Genomic DNA, 22368 nt, shown 5'->3' on the forward strand with positions numbered 1-22368 from the left:
AAATAAGTTTAATAATATTATTTTAATTTTAATAATTTATAAAAATAACTAAAGAACTAAAAAAATAGCTAATAACAATAATAAAAATTGTAAAATAAATAAAAAAAAGTAATTTAAAAAAAGAAAAAATTTAGAACTCATCAGAAAAAAAACCTTGAAAAGGATTTTGATCAAACTTTTTTTAAAAGTTTGGATGATGAATTCTTATCTAATACACAAAAATGTGCTTTAATTTTAATATAAAAAGTTAAAAAAGTAAAATGTAAACTAACTAGAATTTAGAATTATGGAATAAACTTATTCCATGATAGGTTCTAAATGGTTAATGTTACAACGTCTGTTTTTAACTTCGTCTCCTTTTACTTCTACGAAGTTTTCATCAATGATTGCAACAATTTCACATTCTTTACCTGCTTCTCTTCCAGCAGTTTTAATACATTTTCTACCAACTTCTATAGCTGCCATTATATCACCTTTAATGTTGTTAAAATAATTTCCGCAATACTGTCAGGATCAAAGCTGTCAGTATTTATAATTAAATCATAAATATCCATATTTCTAATATCTATATTATGAATATCCATATATCTTAAAGCTTCACTTTCTTCACGGGAAAGAATTTCCTCTTTTGCAAGCTCAATTGATTTGTCTTCTCTCTCACATACTCTTTTAGCTCTAACTTCTAAAGGAGCAGTAAAGCAAACTTTTAAATCCGCATCAATGAAGTATGCAGAAAGTCTTCCTTCAACAATAAGATCTTGAGCTTCAAGCGCAAGTTTAGCTTGTCTATTATCAATCTCTTTATCGATGTCAGTATTATTTTCAGCAAATTTGCCGAATTCTACGGGAGTCATTCCTCTCTCTGCAGCCATTTCTCTGAATATTGCGCCAGCAGAAACGAATGGAATCTCTAATCTTTCAGATAATACCTTTGCAGCAGTTGTAGTTCCACTACCTGCTGTCCCACCGATTGTTATTATCATTATTTTCTTGCCTCATCTTTGAAATGTTTACGAGCACATTTTGGACATAAGTATCCACCAAATGGACGGTTAGGTCTTTTTTGAGATTTTGCTAATTTGCCAATCTCGTAAGGACGTCCTCTTGGAACACCATGTAATACAGCACCACATTCAGCACATACATGCTTAGATGGTTTTTTCTTTTTATATCTTAAAACATTAACTCCACCAGGAGTTTTTGTGTTTACTCTTTTATATGATCTTGATCTAAATCTATTTGCAGGCATGTTCTCACCTAATTTGTTTTTTTAAAAATATCTACAAATTTAATAGATTAAATAATTTTTTTAAATATTGAATTTATTTAATCAAATATCAAATTGTCTTAATCTGTAGATTTGAAGTAAAATACATAATAATATTAAAATATCTTAATATTTTAAAATACTGAAATTTTGAATAAAAGATATTTTGAAAAATATCATGAAAAAAGTATCATAAAATAGAATGAATTTAAAAATTATTAAAATTCATTTAGTTAAATGATTAACACTATTTAATATGATATTTAACTAATATATACTTTACTGTTTTCTATACTTTTTCTTAAGAATTAAACTTATCAAAAGATCAAACTTTCAAAGCTTAATCCCAAGTAAGAAAAATTACAGAAATTAAATTTTAAAATCCTGGCAATTTCCAACAACCCAAATTAAGTAGGCTATCCCACTTAACATGCCAATCATTAAAAATTCACCAAAATTTAGTATTACATATATCGTACTTTTTGGGATTATGATTTTAATTCAAATTTTATTAAAATTTTAATTTTTTAATTGAAACTAGAAAATAATTTAGATAAAATATCTAAAAATAACTTAGATTGATGAATATTCAGAAAGTTATATACCATCAACAAGTCATTAAATAAATAGTAGCAACTAAGTATAATTAAATTAATTTTACGATTAATTAAATTGAACAGTTATTGAAAACTTTCAATTTAATAGAATTTTATTCTTATTAAATAATAAGAAAAAGATTTGCTAAATTTTTCACTTCAAAAAATGAAATTTTAATGAATTTTTCAAAATTTAGAAACCGTTTTTGAATCCCATAAATTTCCTAATGATTTGTGACATTCCAAATGTACAAATGAAGTACCACCATAACCAACCGATTCCATATGGAACTGTAGTTATGTTACCACCATAAAGCATTTGCCCTAATGAGTGGAAAATCGGAGTTAAAGTACAATAATAAACAGCTGGAGGAAATACAACAATAATATCTTTTATTGAAGATTGCCACATCCAAGCAAAGATTAACAATATTGGAATCATAGTAACAATCATTGGTCTAAATGACATTTTCATAATTTCAGATTGGTCTGACATCATATCCATTTGTTTAGCTTGAACCTTTGCCATTTGTTTAGAGTCTCCACTAGCTTGAGCTTCTCTTAACTCTTTTTGCAAAGCTTTTGATTTAGCTTGCATTTCATTCATCTTGTCCTGATCCACTAATAATTTTTGAGCAGTTACTGTTAAAAGGGATATGATTAATGATATCACAAATACAGTAAGCACAGGGTTATTAGGGGTAGGATCCATTTGAACTAATGGATTAAGAACAGCATTCATAGCATCAAACACTGGTTGAAGCCAGGAAATACCTAATAAAAAACTACCTTGATACGCCATTTCATTCCTCACATGTTTAATAATTTTTAATAGTAAATTATAATTTTATTTTCTTTACAAATTTTAAACATTGCATAATTTAAATAATTATGCGCGATTCATAATTTCATAAATTCTTTAAAAATACAATAAACTATTAAGTTATAAATTTTTTACAAATTTATAAATTAATAATTTAAAGCATAAGCTAATTTAATATCAAAATGATTAATAACATGATAAAAATTTAAAATAATTAGAAAAAATCTAATTATTAAAAAATTTTCATTACAAGTCAATCATATGCATGATTATTTTAAAAGTTCAACCATTTTTCTAACGGTTGATGGCAAATGATTATCATGGTTATTAATAATTTTTACAGTTGCTCCAGTTAAAGTAGCGTAAGCCATAGCTGCAGCTCTGTTCATTTCTTGATGTAATTGAATATCCTTTGCCTTTTCAGCATCTCTTTGTCTGGTTTCATCACTCATTCTTCTAACCATGATTTCATCAGGATGTGCTTCGACTAAAATGAAAGTGTCTGGATTTAATCCTTCTAAAACCCATTTAGGAAGACCTGGCAAGAAACCAGCAGGTGTGCTAATAGTACAATGAGTATCAACAATAACATTTTCAGATTCGGATTTTTCCTTAATTCTGAGACCTGCTTCTTTTTGAATTTCCTTTTGAGTGTCTGCAGGTAATTTTCTTAACTCATCCCTATTTTCAACAAGACCTTTTTCTACAGCGATTTCAGTCATGATATCTCCATAGTTTAAATGAAGATAATCCACTTCTTCTAATGTCTTTTTAAGTATAGTTGTACTTCCAGAACCTGGAATTCCAGTTAAAACTACTAATTTCATTTAAATCCCTCTCACATTAAACATTAAAATTTTAATTTTAATTAACTAATAATAATCACAAAAGAAAAAAAAAAATAAAGGAATGATTGATTAATCATTTCCAAAATTCTTCTAATTATATGCATCTGAATAATTGATCAATGCCATTGATAAAATCAATTATCAAATTTTCAATCAAAATTATTCAAATACTTTTCTTAACATTGGGTGCATTTCCATAAGTTGCTCTTGAGCAATTTCCTCATAAAGCTTGTATACAATACCTACAGTAAGCAATACACCAGTACCTCCACCTAGAGCACCAGTCAAATCAGCAATAAATGCCAATATACCTACAAACAAACCACCGAGAATTGTAAGAGCTGGAATATACTTTTTCATAATCATATAAAGTTGTCTTTTACTGCTTCTGAAACCAGGAATTTGTATACCTGAGTTATAAAGTTGCTTGGAAACTTCCTTCGCATTTAAGGAACCACTGATTTCCACCCATAGCCAGGAGAAAAGCACACAACAAGCTAAGAAGAAAATACCATAGAATATTACTCTCAATGGATTTGTAAACAATACACTTAAACTATTCGGAGTGGTTAACCATAATGCAAGACCGCTGATTGGCCTACCACCGGAAACTTGACCTAATATTGGGAAACCAAGTTTTTGGAACACACTAGCGAAAAGTGAAATGTTTACAAGAAGTGCACTTGTTAAAATAACTGGCATGTTACTTGCATAAATGAATTTCAATGGATATTTACCTACAGCTCCTCTAATTCTACCATGTCCTCTGACTTGACCGTGAGAAATAGGAATTTCTATTCTCATACTTTCACCATATACAGCCATAAGGAATACAACGATAGTTGCAATCAATGGAATCAATATAGCGAAGTTAGGAGATCCTCCGATAATGGATTGGATAAATCCAGGAAGAATACCTGAAGCAGTAGTAGATGCCGCAGTAGCTGGCAAGAAGTTAAATGTTCCAGTAATAATGGTTTGTGCTACACCAGCAGCAATGAACAATCCTACACCACTACCGAATCCCCATTTGGATACTACTTCATCAAGATATAAGATTAAAATTGCTCCAATAACCAATTGGAGAATCATTATACCATAAAAAGAATTATCAATAGGCACTAAACTTCCAGTAAGCACTAAAACTGCCGCTTCGAATATTGTGAATAAAATAGCTAATAATTTTTGAGTACTTTGAAACATAGCCTTATGTTCATGTTGAGATAAGTCTAGATTTAATATTTTTGCACCGACCAATAGTTGCAATACAATGGATGCAGTTACAATAGGTCCGATACCTAAAGTAAGTATTGACCCAAAACTACCTGCCATAACAGCTCTTAATTGGGCAAATTGGTCAACTGCAGCTGGACTCAAACCATATAAAGGAATTTGAGCTAAGAAATAATATATAACTAAAACTATAGCGGTCCATTTAAGCTTTTCACTAAAGTCTTGCCTATGAATAGGAGTCTTGACCTCAGGAAGTAACTTAAATATAGGCTTAAAATTCTCTAAAATCATTTTTTCCCCGTTAATTATTATCTATTAATTCAAATCAGATTTTAATTATTTATAATAAGAATAAATTAAATTCCAACTTTGAATTTATTAATTTATAAATTTTTAATGTAAATCCAAAATATTAGAAATAAATCACAAAAAGTGATCAAGATTAGCGATTAAAAATCATCTAAATTCGCCTTATATATTATATATAATATTATAATATTTTAGATTAATAATAAATATAATTTTTATATAATATAAACTATTCGATAAATAATACAAAAATTAACTAAATTAATATTGAATTTTAATGAATTTGTAAAAATTTTAAAATAAGAATACAGAATAATAATTAAAAAATGATTTAAAAAATTTAAAAAAATATTAAAAAAAAGTACATAAAAAATATTAAGAATAATTTAAAAAAAAATAAAAAATTAAAACTAGTTAAAGAGCATGACACTCCCAAACTAGTGAAAAGAATTTTGGTCCAGCTTTTGCTGGCCGAAGGCCAGTAAAAGGTGGGTCTAAAGTTCTACAGCTTCTCCGCCAGCTTCTTCTATTTTTTCGATTGCGCTTTCAGAGAATGCAGGAGATTTAACTACTAAAGGAATGTCAAGAGATCCGGTTGCTAAAACTTTGTTGTAACCTAATTCAGTTACATCAATTACAATAACATCGTCTTCTTTAGTTGCAATTCCTTGTTCTACAAACTCTTCAGCTTTGTCATTCAAGAAGTTTAAGTTGACAGGATAAGATTTGTGGATAGTTTTTTGAGGTCTTTTGAAACCGTGTTTACCGAAGTAATATCTGTTTTCAATTACGGTAGTGGACCAGTGGTGTTTTCCAGCTCCAGCTTTACCTTTACCACCTTTGTTACCTGCTCCTCTTCTCCTTTTGACAGAGCCTCCACCGTTAGATCTGGAACCTCTCATCTTATTAATCTTTTTACCTTTTCTAATCATAATAATCCACCTTAAGCCATTCTTTTTGCAAGATTATTAATATCTTCGCCTCTGTAACCTAAGGATCCTCCTTCGTTTACAGAATGTCTAATTCCTTTGTATCCTTTTCTTGGAGGATGTAAACGGAATACAGGTTTCATATCAATATCTTGAGCTTTGAGTTCTCCATTGAGTAATGCATTAGCTAATTCTTCAAAGGTAGAGTAATCAGTGTTTTCGCTTAAGTATTCTTCAGAGAGACGAGCTCCACCAACTAATCTTCCTCTTTTTTCAACAAGTTCAGTGAGAGTTTCTAAATCAACTTCTCCCCAAGTGATGTAGTCTTTTGCTTTTTGGAGCATACCTTTGTAACTTGGGTTTTCATCAACTAATACAGCATGACTAATTCTGTTAAGTCTTAACATTTCTAAAGTACTAGCAATGCCTTGTTTAACACCAGTAGTACCTCTAATTCTAATTACTAAATACATGATACCACCGTTTATTGGATTACTCCCATATTTTTAAGGTCTTGTTCTGAAGCTTTCATTCTGCTTGCTTCTTTTAAAGCTTCGAATACAGCATTAGCAAAGTTTACAGTAGTTTGGGTTTGTCCACTTGCTTGAGACCATACGTCTTTGATACCAGCAAGGGAGAGGATGGTTTTACCAACATCACCAATAGCTAAACCTACACCTGCAGGAGCAGGTCTTAAGGTTACGTTTACACTACTTGCTTTACCGGTTACTTTGAAAGGTACAGTGTGTTGTCTTCCACAAACACAACCCCAGTCTCCACAACCTCTTCTTACTTTGATAATGTTATATTTAGCATTATCTACAGCTTTTCTGATAGCAGGACCTACTTCTCTAGCTTTACCTTGTCCTAAACCTACATAACCATTTTTGTTACCTACTGCAACGATTACTCTAAAGTTTACTTTTCTACCAGATTTGTGCATTCTTTGAACTAAATTTACATCCATTACTTCTTCTTCTAAATCAGGAAGTAATGCATCTACAATTTCTAATTCCATTATAGGGAGACCTTTTTCGAAGATTTCGTCAATATCGGTGATATTTCCTGCTTTTACTTCTTTACCTAAATTGGTTTTAGGTTCCCAGTCATCCATATTAAAGCTCATAATTCAGCCTCGTCAATTTTATTTTTAATTTCTTCAAAGTGTTCAGGTAAATCAGTAGGTTGAAGACCTTTAGCTAAGTATTGGGAGAATTTTTTGTTTAATTCTTCTTCATCTAAGCTTTCTGCATATTCTGCAATGTGTTCACCATTAATTCTGTCTTCAGTAGGGATAATAGATTCACCGTATGGTACATTTAAACCAGCATCTGCAGCACCTTTAACAGCAGCAAATACTTTTGATCCTCTAATAGGAGATTTTAAACCAATATCAGCAACAGCATATTCAATACCTGCTGCAACAGCTTTTTTACCACATAAGTATGCAGTTAAATAAACAGCACTAGTGTTTTTGTTTCCTGCTAACCATCCTAATTTGTTTAATTCTTTACTGTGAGCTGATACAACAGTTTCATCACCGTCTTTACCAACATTGATCACTTGAACAATACAGTTAGCATTGGAAATTCTTACAACTAATCTGGATTTATCTACACCAACTAATTTCGCTCTAGTAGCATAATCAGTTTTACCTTCTCTTCTTCTTCTGAAAGCTACTTTATAATTTGATCCGCTTGCCAAGTCCATTCCTCCTATTTGATTAAATCATGGTCTCTAGCGTAAGTTTTCATGTAAGATTTACTTCTGAAAGCTCCACCTTTTGCCATTTTGTATAATTTACGGTAGGTAGTACGGTCAATTTCACCAGCGTCTCTCATGTCTTTTAAGTCGGTTCTTAAAGCACGAATGGTTTTCATCCAAACTTGTTTTTTAGGAGTACGAGCGTTTTTAGCTCCTTTGATACTACCTCTTCCTTTACGTTTACCTTTTTTCTTTTGCTCTTTGATTTTTTTAGATCTGTAGCTACTAATACCAGTTTTTGGTTTAGCTTTGATAATACCTTGATCTATAAGTTGTTTGATACCGTCTCTTGTAATAGCTCTAGAAACTTCTTCAATTTCATTAGGGTCTATCCATACACGGTTTACTCCAACTTTAAGTATACTAGCAGCTAATCTTTTTTGTGTAGTAAGATTCATTAATAATCCTCCATATAGTTAGCTGATAAACTTGAATAAAATTTCTTCAAGTTTCCCTTTATTCAAATAAATTAAAATTCATTTAATTTAGTTGTTTTAATTTAATTGTTAGCTTTTAATAAGAAAAAAGATTCTTTTGCTTGACTTTTGGCCAATATATTTAAAAAATAAATTTTCCATAAATTTACTCATTAAATTACACACAATTAATTATTTCACCTTTATCCAGAAATTTAGTATATTAAATCCCCGAATCAATTAATTGATTAGAATCATTGTCATATATGTTGTGGTATGAGGTTAAAGACGTATTCAATAATCCCTTACCAACCTTATACAACGCCCCTATTTTTCTTATAAGTAAGCTTTATAAATTTATAATTTTAAAAATTTACTTTAATTAAATCGCTTAACAATTTTAGGAAATGAAAAAACTTAATTTTATCATCTATCATGAGAAAAATTTAAATTTTTCTTTCTTTACATTTATTTATTTAAAACTTTTATACCTAATTCTGATGCTTTTTCTAACATCAATTCTTTTTTACGTTTACCAATAGTAGCACTGATTCTTGCAGCTTCAGTTTCGCAGTCAAGTGCTTCTAATTCTTTCATGTTATTAACAAGAACATCTTTGTAACCAGAAGGATGTAATCCTCTAGTAGCTCTAGGAGTACGATAACCAATAGATGGCATTGCAGGTTTACCTGCTTCGTATCTTCTCATTTTACTAGTTTTTCCTCTAGGACGTCTCCATTTGGTTCCTAATTTTTTATAACGAGCATATTCTTGTCTTTTAAAATCTTTACTCATTCAAATCACCATTATAACTATTCTCTACTAGTTAAATAGATACCATCCTGGAATACTCTAGGATCTTTACCTCTAATTTTAGTAGCTTGTTCTAAGTTAGCCATAGTTTGACCGACTTCTTCCTTGTTAACACCAGTAATGATTACTTCATCACCTTTAACTTGAACTTTAGCGTCTCCAACGATTTTTGCAGATCTTGGATGTCTTTCTCCAATAAAGTTCTCGATAGTAACAGTTTTTTCTTTGTCTTGAACTTTCACAGCCATTGGAAAGTGAGCAAATACAATTTTCATATGATAAGTGAAACCGTCAGTTACACCAGTAATCATATTGTTGATGTGAGCTCTAGTAGTTCCAATCATTGATTTGTCTTTCTTTTTAGGGAAAGCGGTTTCAAGAACAACAAGATTATCTTCTTTTGCAATAGTTACATTAGGATAAGAAAATTTTCTGGAAGTTTCACCATTTGGTCCTTTTACAGTAACTTCATCTTCAATTATAACTTCAACGCCTTCAGGGATTTCAATTTCTTCCCTTATAGCTGCAGCTAATACCATATTTAATCACCTAATACATGTAAGCCAACAAACGTCCGCCGATACCTCTTTCTTTAGCTTCTCTGTGAGTCATAATACCTTCAGGAGTAGTTACTATTAAGATACCGAAGTTCTTTGCTGGTAAATATCTTTTTTCGAATTTCTCAAATTCATCTTTCTTTACAGCATGACGAGGTTTAATTACACCACATTGGTTGATGTTACCTTCCAATTCTACTTCGAATTTTCCAGCTTTGTTGTCATCTATAAATTCAAATTCACCTATATAATTCTCTTTTTGCATAGTGCTTAACACGCGTCCAATTAATTTGGATGCTGGAGAAATAGTACAGTGGTCATTTACTTGACGTTCGTTATTTCTAATGTTTGTTAAAGCATCAGCAAGAGGGTCCATAAGAGTCATAATAAACACCTTTCTTAATTATATTTTTTAAATCCTATTTTAGGAGCAATTTCTCTAAAACATTGCCTGCATAAGTTGAGTCCGTATCTGCTTACAATAGCAGAGTGGTCTCCACAACGGCTACATTTTTTTGCTGCTTTTCCGTATTTTCTTGGCAATATAATCACCTTAACATATCATTTAATATCAAATTACCTGTTTGCAGGATTATTCGTAATCTTCTTCCTCTGCAATGGTAACATTGAATTTTTCTTCCATAAATTTCATAGTTTCTTCAGGAGTGATTCTATGTCTTTTTGGAATAGATTTCTTTTGGATTTTTCTTCTTTTAATTCTATAACCTGGTTTTTCAAAGGTGATAGAAAGATTCATACCAAAAATACCAATATCTGGATCATATCTCATTCCAGGAATATCAATATGTTCTCTAATACCAAAAGAAACATTACCTTGTGCATCAAATTGACTTGGTCTTAATTTGTTGTTGATACCTTCTAAAACCATTTTGATTGCATCTTCAGCTTTTTCTCCACGGAGAGTTACTTTACATGCAATAGGTTGTCTTTTTCTGATACCCCATTCTGGGTTAGTTACTTTTGAATAGGTTTTAACAGGGGTTTGACCAGTCATGTTTTCAATAAGAGTCATAGCTCTTGATAATTTTTCACCAGCTTCACCAACACCAATGTTGATGGTAGCTTTGGAAATGATAACTTCATTCATTGGGTTCATTGGTTAACCTCCAATAAGTCAATAGCTGGTTCATCTTTACCGATTACAAATGCATATTCTTTTAAGGTTAAGAAAGAATCACCATTTGCCTTTTCGATAATTGCAGTATTTGGTTTGGAAGATTCGTCTACAATAACTTCTTGGATTTTACCGAGTTCACCAGTGTGTTTACCACCAGTAACAAGTACAACTACACCATCTTCAAATTTGAAGTTTTCTTTGATTTCCTGTTCAGGTATGCCGATGCAAATAACATCTTGACCTGCATATACATCTTCATCAACTAAAACGTTTCTACCATCGTGAAGGTTTAATTGGGTTTTTCCGCCTTTAATAGTAGATTTGTTTACGACTTTAGCTAATTTGTAACTTGCATCTTCTGCAGAAATTGGGTGTAAAGTTAATCTTCCTTTAGTATCTAAAAGGATTCTGTAATTTTCTTCAGTTTTAGGAATAGTTAAGACATCCATAAAACCGACAGGGAATTTATAATCTTTTACAGCTCTTCCATCAATTAAAACATTACCGGTATTGATAATTCTTTTTGCTTCTCTGGAGTTATCAGCAAGACCTAAAATGTCTCTGATAATAACGAGTAAAGGTAAAGAATCTTCAATAGCGTGTGAACCAGGAGCAGGTTTTACAGTCCAGGTGTCTTCTTTTGGATGGATAGGCCAGCTTTTAGGTGCTTTATACCTTTTAAGATGCTTTCTAGATCCCATTTTTGCCATCTTATTCCTCCATATTTAATCTTCTTTCATCTTTTAAATCAGCTTCAATAATCATCAAGTTGGATGGGTGAATTGGAAGTAATACTGCATTTCCGTCAGGTTTACTTAAGGTAACTCCTTCAACGGTAACTTTGTATCTTTTTGCATCAATAGATTCAACTTTTCCTTCATGACCTTTAAAGTCACCACGAACAACTTGAACTTTGTCTCCAACTCTTATTGGTAAAGATCTTTTACCAATGTCTGCTCTTAAATCTTTGCTTAAATTAGCACTCATGATTTTACGACGAATGTGTAAAGGAGCAGTGTAGAGAGCTTTTCTCTGTTTTCTAGGTTGAATTGACATTTAATCACCATAAACTTAAATTAATATGCTTGCTGCACTGCCTACACTAGGCCATTTGTCAGCTGCTTCTTTAGCAACAGGTCCTCTGATTTCAGAACCTTTCAATACTCCTTCAGGAGTAATGATTACTGCAGCATTGTCTTCGAATTTTACACGAAGACCGTCAGCACGTCTGTATTCTTTTTTCTGTCTTACAACAACTGCGTTGACAACTTCTCTTCTCATATCAGCAGTTCCTTTTTTAACAGAAGCAACTACCATATCACCGACACCAGCTACGTCGAGTCTTCTACGAACACCTTTAAATCCTTTTACGGAAATAATTTCGATTTCACGAGCACCAGTATTGTCAACACATTGAAGTCTTGCACCAATTGGTAAAGCTTTAGTTACGCTGGATGTAGTAGGTTTCATTCTAATCATCACCTTTTACTTCAACTAATACAAAGTGTTTAGTTTTACTTAATGGTCTACATTCTGCAATTTTTACAGCGTCACCAATTTTTACATCAAGACAATCAGGTTTGTGAACGTTAATTCTTGATTTTCTTTTTTCGTATCTTTCGTATTTTCTAATGAACTTGTAGAAACTACGTTCTACAGTAATAGTCCTTTCTGCTTTATTTGTAGTAACAACTCCTTCAAGGACTTGTCCTCTAACAGATAAATTACCATGGAAAGGGCAGTTAGGATCATCACATTTAGTTTCTGGTTCCTTAACATTAAGACCAACCATTTTATCACCATTAAATTTTTTTATATCTTCTTTTTATCCTATCTTCAGGACGATTCAACAATATTTTACCATCAATTTCAACTATGGTTCCATCCGGAACCTTAAATTGAAATACAGAAACATCTTTCTGAATTAATTTCTCTTTATAAATAAAATTAAAATCATTCTGATTAGAACTTAAGTCTTCATCTTGAACCTTTTCCTTCACTTCAATCCTTAAGGTCTTTTTGGTTTCATCAATGACTGTTCCCTGAAGCCCTATCAAAGAGGGATTGGAACTGTCAACAACTTTAAGTTCTAACCCAATTAATTCATGATAGAATATATTTTTTGAGCTTATCATTCTAAGCCTCAGTATGTGAATTTAGGATATGCTTTATGACATTAATGTCTTCTTCTCTTATTGTATTTCTTATCAGAATCTCTGATTTCAATAGTGTCGGAAGAGAATCCCATTTCAGATAAAACTTCTTTAACTCTTGCCTTATGATCTCCTTGGAGTTCAATTTGACCTTTTTTAGCAGTTCCTCCACAAGCGCATTTAGCTTTAAGAGTTTTAGTAAGTTCCTTAATATCTATATCATGTTCATCTATACCTTCGACAATAGTCATAAGTTTTCCAAATCTTCTTCTGACTGTAAACACTTTTACAGATTGAACTTCTCTTGCAATTTCCTCACAAACACAAAGTTCTTCAGGAAGACCACATACATCACAGATTTTTGACATTTAATTCTCCTTCTGTTTTTGGTTCATAATTGTAAGAACACGAGCAATAGTCCTTTTGAGTTCTCTAATTTTACCAGGGTTTTCATTAACACCTGCAGCAGCACTTTTGGAAACGTTTTTAGCGAGTTCTGCTTTGAGTTCCACCAATTTTTCTTCGATGTCCTCAATTTCCATTTCCCAAATTTCTTTACTTCTTAAAATTGCCATTTTCTCAACTCCTTAAAGATTATTCCTCTTCGGAATCTTCAGTAGCTGCTTCAAGTTCTTCGAGGTCTTCTTCAGCTTCGACTACTTCTTCAATTTCTTCTAAGTTTTCGAGGTCTTCTTCAGCTTCGACTACTTCTTCAACTTCCTCTTCAGCCACTTCTTCTTCAACAATTTCTTCTACAGGTTCTGCAATAGGAGCAAGAATATCAACTTTATCAGGTAAAACTGCTTCAGGAGGCATGATTCTAACAACAATACCTAAAACACCAGGTTTTAAAGGTGCGGTAGCAAAACCTTCTTCTACGAATCTAGTTGCAGGTTCACCACATTTCTTAATGTAACCTTCAGTGAATTTAGCTACAGCAGATCTGGAACCTCTAATCTTACCGGATATAGTTACTTCTACACCTTGAGCTCCAGCACCCATGATTCTGCGGATAGTGGAATATGCTACTCTTCTGAAGTGCATACCTCTTTGGAGCATATTTGCTATTTTAGAAGCCATGATTCTAGCATTTAATTCAGGAACATCAACTTCTTTAACTTCCACTTGTGGGTTGTCCAAGTCAAATTTGGTTTTAAGACTTTGGGTAATAGCTCTTACGGTTTTTCCACCTCTACCAATTACCATACCAGGTCTTTCAGCATAAACGATAACCATAGTTCCTAAAGGAGTAACTTGGATTTCCATTCCTCCGTAACCTGCTCTTTCGAGTTCTTTTTCTAAATATTCATCAATTTTGGTTCTTCTGAGACCTTCTGTAACGAAATCTTTTTCTATCATTATTTAAGCCTCCACTAAAACTATTTGAATATGGGTAGTTGGAGTGTTGAATGGAGTTACTCTACCAAATGCTCTTGGTCTAGCTCCTCTAATGACCATACCTCTGTGGGAAGAGATATGTTCAATCTTAAGGTTTTCTACATCCATACCTTTGTATTCTGCATTTGCTTCTGCATTTTCAATAACATTTAAAATTGCTTTAGAAGCTTTTACAGGGTATCTTCCAGCAGCCCAACCTTTCATACCTTTTCTGTGACCAACATCTCTGTTGTGTCTTTTGAAAGGAACAGCTTTTTTCATTTCAATTACATCATTTAAGTATGCTTTTGCTTTAGCAACATCCATGCCTCTAATTGCACTACAAATTTCCACACAATGTTTAGGGGAAACTTTAAGGGATCTTGCCATAGCACGTGCTGTTTTGGATTCATCAGCATCTTTATTGTTATAAGCGTATTTATTTTTAGCCATGTTTTAATCTCCTTATTTAAGTGGTACAAACATAGATGATCTAGTAGCTCCCATACCTGGGTCACCATGTTGAACTCTAGCTCTAGTTGGTGCGAATTCACCAAAGAAACATCCTAACATTTCAGGGGTGAAAGTTACTTCAACAAAGTCTCTACCATTGTAGATACCGAAAGTGGTTCCTACCATTTCAGGAATAACAATCATATCTCTACAGTGGGTTCTAACTACTACAGGTTTTCCACCTTTCTTATCTTGTTTTTGTAATTTTCTCATTTTATCCAACACAGACTGTTGTCTTGGTAAGAATCCTCTTTTTAAGGATCTTCTTTGTCTTGCTGGTAAAAGTTCAATAAATTCTTCCAAGGACATTTCTTTTAATTCTTCAATAGTATATCCTCTGTATTTAAATATTTTTCTAGCCAATGACACATCTCCTTAAATTATCTTCTTTTTCCAGTACGTTTAGCTGCAATTGAACCAACTTTTCTTCCAGGTGGTGCGTGTCTTGAAATAGTAGTTGGACGACCTGGGTGTTGTCTGTTACCTCCTCCGTGAGGGTGGTCAACAGCGTTCATTGCTACTCCTCTAACAGTCATAAACTTCTTACCTTTAGCTTTATAAGCATGCCATCTGACACCTGCTTTTAAGAAAGGTTTTTCTTTTCTTCCTCCACCAGCTACAACACCGATACTTGCACGGCATTGAGGATGGAAAGATTTTAATTCACCAGATGGTAATTCTACAACAGCTTGAGTTGCATCATGGGTAATTAAAGAAGCATAAGTTCCAGAAGATCTTACAAAACGACCTCCGTCTCCTGGAGTGTTTTCAATATTGTAAATTGGAGTACCTTCAGGGATTTCAGCTAATGGTAAAGTGTTACCGAAACTGATTGGTGCTGAAATACCGCATTCGATATCATCATCAACTTGAATGGTTTCAGGAGCTAAAATATGTCTTTTTTCACCATTTTCGAATTTAACTAAAGCAATAGGAGCAGTTCTTGCAGGGTCGTGAATGATTTCTACAACTTTACCTTTTAAACTACCTTCTTTTTCTAAATCATCGTATGCTCTGTATTGGATTTTATCTTTGAATCTGTGAGAAGCAACACGATGAGCAGGAGTTCCTCTTCCTCTACGTTGGTGTATTAATCGTTTTCCCATAATCAGTCCTCCTTAGAATACTCCCATTTTAACAGCTACATCTTCAGCTTCGCCTTCTTCAGTGAGTTTGACATAAGCTAATTTAATACCTTTTGGAGTAATGTGAGTGTTGACTCTTGCTACTTCTTGGTCATATAGCTGTTCAAAAGCCTTTTTGATTTGGGCTTTTGTAGATGTTCTTCTAACAACAAAAGCAAGTTCGTTGTTTTGATCAATTAAATTCATAGTTTTCTCAGTCACATGAGGTTTAACAATAATTTTATAAGGATCCATAAATATCCACCTTCTTAAACTATACCTAATAAATTCTAAAACGAATTTATTGGAATAATCCTCCTAATTTTTCAACAGCGGACTTAGTATAAACAGTTAACCTACCAGCATGAGTACCAGGTGCTAATAATTCAGCATTTAAGTTTTCTGCGGTGACAACTTCGACACCAGCATGGTTTCTTGCACCTAAGCCAATGCCTTTGTCTTCAGCTACAACCACTAAAGGTCCTTTGCTGGATTTGTATTTACGTCCTCTTGTTTTTCCTCTACCTGCTCTTATATGTTTACTGTTTTTAGCTTTAATGATATCATCGTAAACTCCTAATGCTTTGAAGATTTCACGAGTTTCACTAGCAGTCTTAACAGTTTCCAAATCATCTTCAACAATAATAGGAACTTGTTCGAGATTTTCAATTTTGTGACCTCTGCCAGCGACTAACTCTTCATTGGTAGTAGCAGCAACAGCAGATCTGATTGCAAATCTTCTTTCCTTATTGTTTACTTTTTCGTGATGATTCTTTTCAGCTCTTACAGGGTGAGCTTTTCTTCCACCTTTAGCTTGTGGAACGAATGCTGCTCTAGCACCGCTTTTGATTCTAGGTACCATAGCTGCACCTCTACCGGATCCCCAAGATTCTGCAGAAGTTCTTTTACCTGCCATAGGGTCATTACCCCAAGGTTGGATTCTTGCGGATTGAGCGGAAAGAACTGCTCTTTTAATAAGGTCAGGTCTGTATTCTTCACTAAAAATAGCAGGAAGTTCGATTTCCTCTTTTACTTCCCCTTGAATTGAATAAACATTAACTTTCATTTGACTCTCCCCTCTTATACACCTTGCTTGGAAGCAGTACTAATAAATTCAATTTGAGGAGCTGCTTCATCAGCTTTCTTAGGTCTGATAGCTTGTCTAAGAATTACTAATCTTTTAGTAGGGCCAGGGACTGAACCTTTAACTAATACATAGTCGTTTTTAACTAAACCGTATCTAATAAATCCACCATCAGGGTTAACTGCATCCACTTCGGATACATCTCCGATTTTTAAGACTTTCTTGTTAAATTCAGTTCTTTTGTGGTATCCCATTTGACCTGCTTGTGCAACAGTCCACATAGTTCTTTCAGGAGACCAAGGACCAATGGAACCTACGTGTCTTCCTTTTCCACTTCTCATAGCTTTACCGTATTGAATTCTAATATTCCATCTCTTTACAACCCCTTGGACTCCTTTTCCTTTGGTGGTTGCAATAGCGTCTACATATTGTCCTTCATTAAAGATATCGCTTGCTCTGACTTCTTCGCCTAATAAGTTAAGTGCATAGTTTAATTTTTCTTCAGCGGAATTTCCACCTAATGCACATTCAAAGATTTCAGGTTTTTTCTTAGGTACGCTAGCCATCTTAGGGTTAGTGTGTACTAAAACTCTAACATCTTCAGTTTTGTCTAAAGCGTCTTGTATTTTTGCAATAGCTTCAGATTTATCATAGTCTTTAGGAAGGGTAATTTTCCTAGAGAGCTCTTCATCCAAATTATCTGCAATAACTTCGGTGATAGCTTTAAGTCCATGAGCAGTTTTTTCGTATGATCTTATCCCCATAATTACAAGGGGTGGTACTTCCAAAACAGTTACAGGAGTGAAAACAGTCATACCGTGAGATGGAGAGTTCTTATCATTGTCTACAACCATAGCATGAGTCATACCTGCTTTGTAACCTGCAAGACCTAAAAGTTTTGGTTCTTCATTACTTGGCCAAGCTTTGATTCTTGGAGTTTCTTTAGCTACTCTTTTACGAGGGCTAAATGCCACAGAACCTTTTCTTGGTTGGTGATGTCTTACCATTCTTTTCCTCCGTTTCTATAATTTTTTCCTATAATTAATCAGTCTAATCTATTAAAATATTTTAATTTCTATTAATCTATTAAAATAGATTTTTTACAAATTTTGATTCATTGATCCAATCATCGCTTTAAGTTGTCTAATCTTAATTAAATTCTTAATCAATAAATCTCAGAATAAATAGCTATATTTGCTCTTTTAGTCAAATCGCTAAAATTCTACACTGTTTAAACTTGATTATTCAGTTTATAGTTAATAATTTAGCATACAGTCTCCTAAATCATATCTAGATAGGGCATACAGCCTACCTTTAAATAAAAATATCTAGATTAAGACTGTAGAGGCAAAAATTAAACAGCATATAAGCTAAATAAAGCTAGATAAACGTGAAAAACAAGCTCAAACTTGTTTATGTACTTCTCAAAGATTTATTATAAAGCTCATCTGACTTCATAACTTATTCCATGTCTTTATGGAATATCTCCATTGCGGAGCAAACTTTATAGTGTCTAATTATAAAGCAAATCCTTGAAAGCTAAAGCTGACAATAGCTAAAGCTTCGATCTATATGTTTTTTTAATGTATTTATAATATTACGTATTAACGCTACGTAAATGCGGAAGTTAATAATGAACTATTAACTTAAAGTATATTGAAAATAGCTAAAGTTGAAATTACAGCTTCTTCTGTTCTTACGGTCTCAGTTCCTTGATTTGGAATTGTATTTAACTTTATAGTTTCCCACTTGGAACTTTCCACATTTTCTGAAATAGAAGAATATGGTCCTCCGAACACGATAGCTATATGATTTGAACTTTCTACTTTAGATTTCAATTCGTCAAAAATAGTATCGATTGTATCTGCATACTTTGTAGTTTCCACCACAAAGTCGGGATTAACTAATTTTAAGCTATTTTTAAGACCTTTATTAGTAGATAATGTCTTAAATCCCCAGTAAATGTCATCTGGTTCATCAGGTGTGACTATTACCTCTTTAGCAAACTTAGTGATTTTAAATGAAAATATTTTATTCACAGTAAGTTGCTCTTTGCAAAACGCCAACTTATCCATACCTATATCTACAAAGGTACCCTTCTTGTTCCTTTTTACAGTGTATCCTTGTCTGTAATCGCCTAATTCAGGCTGACCTACAGGATGATGAGGCACTCTTAAAGGAGGCAAAATACCAACATGCCTTAATTCAGGCTTTATAGGAATTGCCTTTTTTCTAAGGTATTGTGGAGTATCCATATAATTGAGAATTTCAGCTATGAAATCTCCATCCTCTGTCTGTTCACTGTCTGGAATTGAAAGATCTTTATAAACAACGACTTCATCAACTTCAAACAAAGCTAAAGCCCTACCAATTAAACCCACTTTTGATGTTTTTAATTTCAAGTCTTTAGTTTCTGCCAAGAATGAATTCGGTATAAAGACTGATACTTTATTGTTTTGCATATTATCAAATTTTAATTTTTAATCCATATGCAACATGATTGAACATTTAATAAAGCATTTAGTCAAAAAGAGCTAAAATACCGATTAAATCTAAAATCCGTAAAATAAGAAAAAATAAATATTCATGATTAACACGATTTAAATAGCTACAAAACATAGCCCAAGCTAAACCATCAAAAAACCTATGAAAATTGATTCTTTACACTGATATTTAACATTAGACAGATGTTTAATACCAATAAATCATGAAAATTAAATAAAAAATTTAAAAATTTCTTATAAATTACATAATGTAGACATATAGATTAGTAATATTTAAGTTATTTATAGTATATAAAGGTTTTGCTAAAAAAAGTAGTTTTCATATGATTAAAAATTTCAACCTTCAAAACAACCACTAAGATAACAATTAATCAAAATTCTCAACTCTCAATACAACAACTTTTACATCCCGAGACTCTTCATTATGAAAATCATAGATTTTTGGAATTGGAAACTTATATACCAATTTGTGAGTGACCTCTGCACCAAGATCCCTATAATAATCAATTACAAACTCTTCAGTATTCTTCATATGAAATGAGTAAATGACATCAGCACTGCCAACTGCAAATTCCATAAATTTTCTATCAGCATGCCTTTTTCCCTTCTCTTGAGATCCAAAAGGTGGGTTTTGAATCAAAGTGTCAAATCTATTTAATGAACTTTCATTATTATTGATTTTGTTAAGATTGCTTTCATTTAATAAATCACTTATTGAATTAAATGAATTAATGTCCCCAACTATGAAATTTGTATTACTGACATCTACATCATATTGTTCAGATATGATATTTTGAGTGATTTTTGCTAAAGCTATTGATTCATCATCAATGTCAACACCTAATGAATAGCTTGCACCCATAAGTGAGGATGCAATTGCAAATATTCCAGTGCCACACCCAAGATCCAAAATATTCATGCCATCGATATCACCTAAACCATATGCATTCCACACTAGATCTGCAGCAATTGTTGCAGGAGTGGAATACTGTTCAAGTCCAACCTTTGGATTTGGATGATTCGGAACATTTTCCAAAATCATTTCAAGATGTTTCTTTTTTGAAATTTTCATAAAAATCACGAGAAGCAAAAATATAATTATATAATATATATTATTTTTATTAATATAATTTTTATTTAATTAAAAAATTTTAATTTTTTTTCAATAATTTCGTTTTATTAATTTTTTTAAACTTTTATTTTTTAAAATTCAAAAATCATTTCTCAATAATGACAAAATTTAATATTAATATTAATCATATATAGTATTATAATATTTGATAAATAATATATAATTACAAATATAATGATAAAATCATAATCATATATTTTTTATCATAAAGTTTTAAGATAATTTAAATTAAAAAAAGAGGTATAACATGTTTGAAAAAGTACTTATTGCAAATAGAGGAGAAATTGCTATACGTGTTATGAGAGCATGTCGTGAATTGGACATGAAAAGTGTAGCAGTATACTCAGATGCTGATAAAACTTCTCTTTATACTAATTATGCAGATGAAAGCGTTCCTTTAGGAAACCCTTCTCCAAGCCAGTCTTATTTAAACATTGAAAAGATCATTAATGCTGCAATTGAAACTGGAGCAGATGCAATTCACCCAGGATATGGATTCCTAGCGGAAAATCCTGAACTTGGAAGACAATGTGAAAAGAATGGAATCAAACTTATTGGTCCTAAAGGAGAGCATATTGAAAAAATGGGAGACAAGATTACTTCCAAACAATTAATGAAAGACGCAGGTGTTCCTGTTATTGAAGGTACTCCTGATGGAATCACTGATGTTGAAGAGGCAAAGGAAATCGCTGAAGCAATCGGATACCCTGTAATCATCAAGGCATCAGCTGGTGGTGGGGGAATCGGTATGCGTGCAGTTTATGAAGAGGATGAACTTGTACGTGCACTTGAAGCAACCCAATCAGTAGCTTTGAAAAACTTTGGAGATGCAACAGTATTCATTGAAAAATACCTTGAAAAACCAAGACACATTGAATTCCAGGTTTTAGCTGATGAGCATGGAAACACTATCCATGTAGGAGACAGGGAATGTTCCATCCAAAGAAGACATCAAAAGTTATTGGAAGAGGCTCCTTCCCCAATCATGACTGAAGAATTGAGAGAAAGAATGGGTGAAAGTGCAGTTAAAGCTGCAGAATCCATTGGATACAACAGTGCAGGAACTGTGGAATTCCTGTATGAGAATGGAGAATATTACTTCCTTGAAATGAACACACGTATTCAAGTGGAACACCCAATAACTGAAATTGTAACTAATACTGATTTAATCAAAGAGCAAATTAAAATCGCTTGCGGTGAAGAATTGGAATACGAGCAAAATGACATTCAGATAAGTGGACATGCTATTGAATGTCGTATCAATGCAGAAAACCCACTTGCTGACTTTGCACCAAACCCTGGTAAGATTACAGGTTACAGATCCCCTGGTGGACCGGGTGTACGTTTAGACAGTGGAGTGTACATGAATTATACCATTCCAACTTTCTACGACTCAATGATTTCCAAATTGGTCACAAGCGGCCGTACAAGAAATGATGCAGTCAATAGAATGAAAAGAGCATTAAGCGAATACATTATCTTAGGTGTAAAAACCACTATTCCATTCCATAAGGCAATTCTCAGAAATGAATCCTTCCTTGAAGGTGACTTGCACACTCACTTTGTAGATGTGCATAAGAAATGGATTGACGCTGAAATGGAAAAAGTTATTGCAGAGGATTTGGAAAGGGTAAACCGTATGAAATCCACATTTATGCCTGGAAAGAAAATAGCTGCAATATCTGGTGCAGTGGGAACTTACTTCAATGCTGCTCAAGCGCAACAACTTAAAAAACAGAAATAAAACAGCAAAAAATAAAATAAATTTTAATAAAATAAAATTTAAAA

The 22368-nt window shown here is 32.6% G+C and carries 33 protein-coding genes; 1 reads left to right on the forward strand and 32 read right to left on the reverse strand.

Annotated features, from left to right (window positions below; all coding sequences use genetic code 11):
• Positions 1-297: 297 nt before the first annotated feature.
• The 32 genes from ACJMLB_RS07065 to ACJMLB_RS07220 form a co-directional block, all read right to left on the reverse strand.
• On the reverse strand, positions 298-465 hold the full coding sequence (locus ACJMLB_RS07065) for a 50S ribosomal protein L14e (protein WP_012955682.1): 168 nt from the start codon (positions 463-465) through the stop codon (positions 298-300).
• Positions 465-983, reverse strand: coding sequence for a (d)CMP kinase (gene cmk / locus ACJMLB_RS07070; RefSeq protein WP_405324806.1), 519 nt, complete (start codon positions 981-983; stop codon positions 465-467). The genes ACJMLB_RS07065 and cmk overlap by 1 nt, the downstream gene beginning before the upstream one ends.
• Positions 983-1249 (reverse strand): 50S ribosomal protein L34e, encoded by a 267-nt coding sequence (locus ACJMLB_RS07075; RefSeq protein WP_295604715.1) that lies wholly within the window; start codon positions 1247-1249, stop codon positions 983-985. The genes cmk and ACJMLB_RS07075 overlap by 1 nt, the downstream gene beginning before the upstream one ends.
• A gap of 807 nt (positions 1250-2056) precedes the next feature.
• Positions 2057-2665 (reverse strand): DUF106 domain-containing protein, encoded by a 609-nt coding sequence (locus ACJMLB_RS07080; RefSeq protein ID WP_405324807.1) that lies wholly within the window; start codon positions 2663-2665, stop codon positions 2057-2059.
• A gap of 290 nt (positions 2666-2955) precedes the next feature.
• Positions 2956-3513, reverse strand: a complete 558-nt coding sequence (locus ACJMLB_RS07085; protein WP_295604720.1) for an adenylate kinase — start codon at positions 3511-3513, stop codon at positions 2956-2958.
• A gap of 180 nt (positions 3514-3693) precedes the next feature.
• On the reverse strand, positions 3694-5058 hold the full coding sequence (secY, locus tag ACJMLB_RS07090; RefSeq protein ID WP_405324809.1) for a preprotein translocase subunit SecY: 1365 nt from the start codon (positions 5056-5058) through the stop codon (positions 3694-3696).
• Positions 5059-5570: 512 nt separating this feature from the next.
• On the reverse strand, positions 5571-6008 hold the full coding sequence (locus ACJMLB_RS07095) for an uL15m family ribosomal protein (RefSeq protein ID WP_295604724.1): 438 nt from the start codon (positions 6006-6008) through the stop codon (positions 5571-5573).
• A gap of 11 nt (positions 6009-6019) precedes the next feature.
• On the reverse strand, positions 6020-6478 hold the full coding sequence (locus ACJMLB_RS07100; protein ID WP_295604727.1) for a 50S ribosomal protein L30: 459 nt from the start codon (positions 6476-6478) through the stop codon (positions 6020-6022).
• An 11-nt stretch (positions 6479-6489) separates the two neighbouring features.
• Positions 6490-7131, reverse strand: a complete 642-nt coding sequence (gene rpsE, locus ACJMLB_RS07105; RefSeq protein WP_292778384.1) for a 30S ribosomal protein S5 — start codon at positions 7129-7131, stop codon at positions 6490-6492.
• Positions 7128-7709 carry a 50S ribosomal protein L18 gene (locus ACJMLB_RS07110; protein WP_304086008.1) on the reverse strand — a complete coding sequence of 194 codons (582 nt, stop codon included), beginning with the start codon at positions 7707-7709 and terminating at the stop codon, positions 7128-7130. Before ACJMLB_RS07110 ends, rpsE begins: the two co-directional genes overlap by 4 nt.
• An 11-nt stretch (positions 7710-7720) precedes the next feature.
• Complete coding sequence (locus ACJMLB_RS07115; RefSeq protein WP_295604732.1) at positions 7721-8167, reverse strand: 50S ribosomal protein L19e; 447 nt, start codon at positions 8165-8167, stop codon at positions 7721-7723.
• 486 nt (positions 8168-8653) lie between these two features.
• Positions 8654-8980 (reverse strand): 50S ribosomal protein L32e, encoded by a 327-nt coding sequence (locus ACJMLB_RS07120; protein WP_295604734.1) that lies wholly within the window; start codon positions 8978-8980, stop codon positions 8654-8656.
• Positions 8981-8997: 17 nt separating this feature from the next.
• Entirely contained in the window at positions 8998-9537 is a 540-nt protein-coding gene (locus tag ACJMLB_RS07125; protein ID WP_295604736.1) for a 50S ribosomal protein L6, read from the reverse strand.
• A 10-nt stretch (positions 9538-9547) separates the two neighbouring features.
• Positions 9548-9940: a 30S ribosomal protein S8 gene (locus ACJMLB_RS07130; RefSeq protein ID WP_012955669.1), complete on the reverse strand. Its 393-nt coding sequence runs from the start codon at positions 9938-9940 to the stop codon at positions 9548-9550.
• 14 nt (positions 9941-9954) lie between these two features.
• On the reverse strand, positions 9955-10107 hold the full coding sequence (locus ACJMLB_RS07135; RefSeq protein ID WP_295604739.1) for a 30S ribosomal protein S14: 153 nt from the start codon (positions 10105-10107) through the stop codon (positions 9955-9957).
• A 40-nt stretch (positions 10108-10147) separates the two neighbouring features.
• Positions 10148-10672: a 50S ribosomal protein L5 gene (locus ACJMLB_RS07140; protein ID WP_295604740.1), complete on the reverse strand. Its 525-nt coding sequence runs from the start codon at positions 10670-10672 to the stop codon at positions 10148-10150.
• Positions 10669-11403: a 30S ribosomal protein S4e gene (locus ACJMLB_RS07145; protein ID WP_295604742.1), complete on the reverse strand. Its 735-nt coding sequence runs from the start codon at positions 11401-11403 to the stop codon at positions 10669-10671. Before ACJMLB_RS07145 ends, ACJMLB_RS07140 begins: the two co-directional genes overlap by 4 nt.
• 1 nt (position 11404) lies before the next feature.
• Positions 11405-11749: a 50S ribosomal protein L24 gene (rplX, locus tag ACJMLB_RS07150; RefSeq protein WP_295604744.1), complete on the reverse strand. Its 345-nt coding sequence runs from the start codon at positions 11747-11749 to the stop codon at positions 11405-11407.
• Between the two features lie 15 nt (positions 11750-11764).
• The gene (locus ACJMLB_RS07155) at positions 11765-12163 is read right to left on the reverse strand and encodes a 50S ribosomal protein L14 (RefSeq protein WP_012955664.1); all 399 of its coding nucleotides are present in this window, start codon (positions 12161-12163) and stop codon (positions 11765-11767) included.
• Between the two features lies 1 nt (position 12164).
• The gene (locus tag ACJMLB_RS07160) at positions 12165-12485 is read right to left on the reverse strand and encodes a 30S ribosomal protein S17 (RefSeq protein WP_295604746.1); all 321 of its coding nucleotides are present in this window, start codon (positions 12483-12485) and stop codon (positions 12165-12167) included.
• Positions 12486-12495: 10 nt separating this feature from the next.
• Positions 12496-12828 (reverse strand): ribonuclease P protein component 1, encoded by a 333-nt coding sequence (locus ACJMLB_RS07165; RefSeq protein WP_296855550.1) that lies wholly within the window; start codon positions 12826-12828, stop codon positions 12496-12498.
• A gap of 41 nt (positions 12829-12869) precedes the next feature.
• Positions 12870-13214 (reverse strand): stress response translation initiation inhibitor YciH, encoded by a 345-nt coding sequence (gene yciH, locus ACJMLB_RS07170; protein WP_012955661.1) that lies wholly within the window; start codon positions 13212-13214, stop codon positions 12870-12872.
• Complete coding sequence (gene rpmC, locus ACJMLB_RS07175; RefSeq protein WP_012955660.1) at positions 13215-13421, reverse strand: 50S ribosomal protein L29; 207 nt, start codon at positions 13419-13421, stop codon at positions 13215-13217.
• 19 nt (positions 13422-13440) lie between these two features.
• The gene (locus ACJMLB_RS07180) at positions 13441-14205 is read right to left on the reverse strand and encodes a 30S ribosomal protein S3 (protein ID WP_295604751.1); all 765 of its coding nucleotides are present in this window, start codon (positions 14203-14205) and stop codon (positions 13441-13443) included.
• 3 nt (positions 14206-14208) lie between these two features.
• Positions 14209-14676, reverse strand: a complete 468-nt coding sequence (locus ACJMLB_RS07185) for a 50S ribosomal protein L22 (protein ID WP_295604753.1) — start codon at positions 14674-14676, stop codon at positions 14209-14211.
• 12 nt (positions 14677-14688) lie between these two features.
• Complete coding sequence (gene rpsS / locus ACJMLB_RS07190; protein WP_295604755.1) at positions 14689-15099, reverse strand: 30S ribosomal protein S19; 411 nt, start codon at positions 15097-15099, stop codon at positions 14689-14691.
• Between the two features lie 17 nt (positions 15100-15116).
• Positions 15117-15842, reverse strand: coding sequence for a 50S ribosomal protein L2 (locus tag ACJMLB_RS07195; RefSeq protein WP_295604757.1), 726 nt, complete (start codon positions 15840-15842; stop codon positions 15117-15119).
• A gap of 12 nt (positions 15843-15854) precedes the next feature.
• The gene (locus ACJMLB_RS07200) at positions 15855-16115 is read right to left on the reverse strand and encodes a 50S ribosomal protein L23 (RefSeq protein ID WP_295604758.1); all 261 of its coding nucleotides are present in this window, start codon (positions 16113-16115) and stop codon (positions 15855-15857) included.
• 46 nt (positions 16116-16161) lie between these two features.
• Positions 16162-16926, reverse strand: a complete 765-nt coding sequence (rpl4p, locus tag ACJMLB_RS07205) for a 50S ribosomal protein L4 (RefSeq protein WP_292788489.1) — start codon at positions 16924-16926, stop codon at positions 16162-16164.
• A 14-nt stretch (positions 16927-16940) separates the two neighbouring features.
• Entirely contained in the window at positions 16941-17951 is a 1011-nt protein-coding gene (gene rpl3p, locus ACJMLB_RS07210; protein ID WP_295604762.1) for a 50S ribosomal protein L3, read from the reverse strand.
• Between the two features lie 639 nt (positions 17952-18590).
• On the reverse strand, positions 18591-19406 hold the full coding sequence (locus tag ACJMLB_RS07215) for a putative RNA uridine N3 methyltransferase (RefSeq protein WP_295604764.1): 816 nt from the start codon (positions 19404-19406) through the stop codon (positions 18591-18593).
• 409 nt (positions 19407-19815) lie between these two features.
• Positions 19816-20520 carry an METTL5 family protein gene (locus ACJMLB_RS07220; RefSeq protein ID WP_405324819.1) on the reverse strand — a complete coding sequence of 235 codons (705 nt, stop codon included), beginning with the start codon at positions 20518-20520 and terminating at the stop codon, positions 19816-19818.
• A 307-nt stretch (positions 20521-20827) separates the two neighbouring features.
• On the opposite strand from ACJMLB_RS07220, the gene ACJMLB_RS07225 reads away from it, so the two are divergent.
• On the forward strand, positions 20828-22324 hold the full coding sequence (locus ACJMLB_RS07225) for an acetyl-CoA carboxylase biotin carboxylase subunit (RefSeq protein WP_405324821.1): 1497 nt from the start codon (positions 20828-20830) through the stop codon (positions 22322-22324).
• Positions 22325-22368: the final 44 nt, after the last annotated feature.

Source organism: Methanobrevibacter sp., assembly GCF_045114555.1.
GTDB lineage: Archaea > Methanobacteriota > Methanobacteria > Methanobacteriales > Methanobacteriaceae > Methanobrevibacter.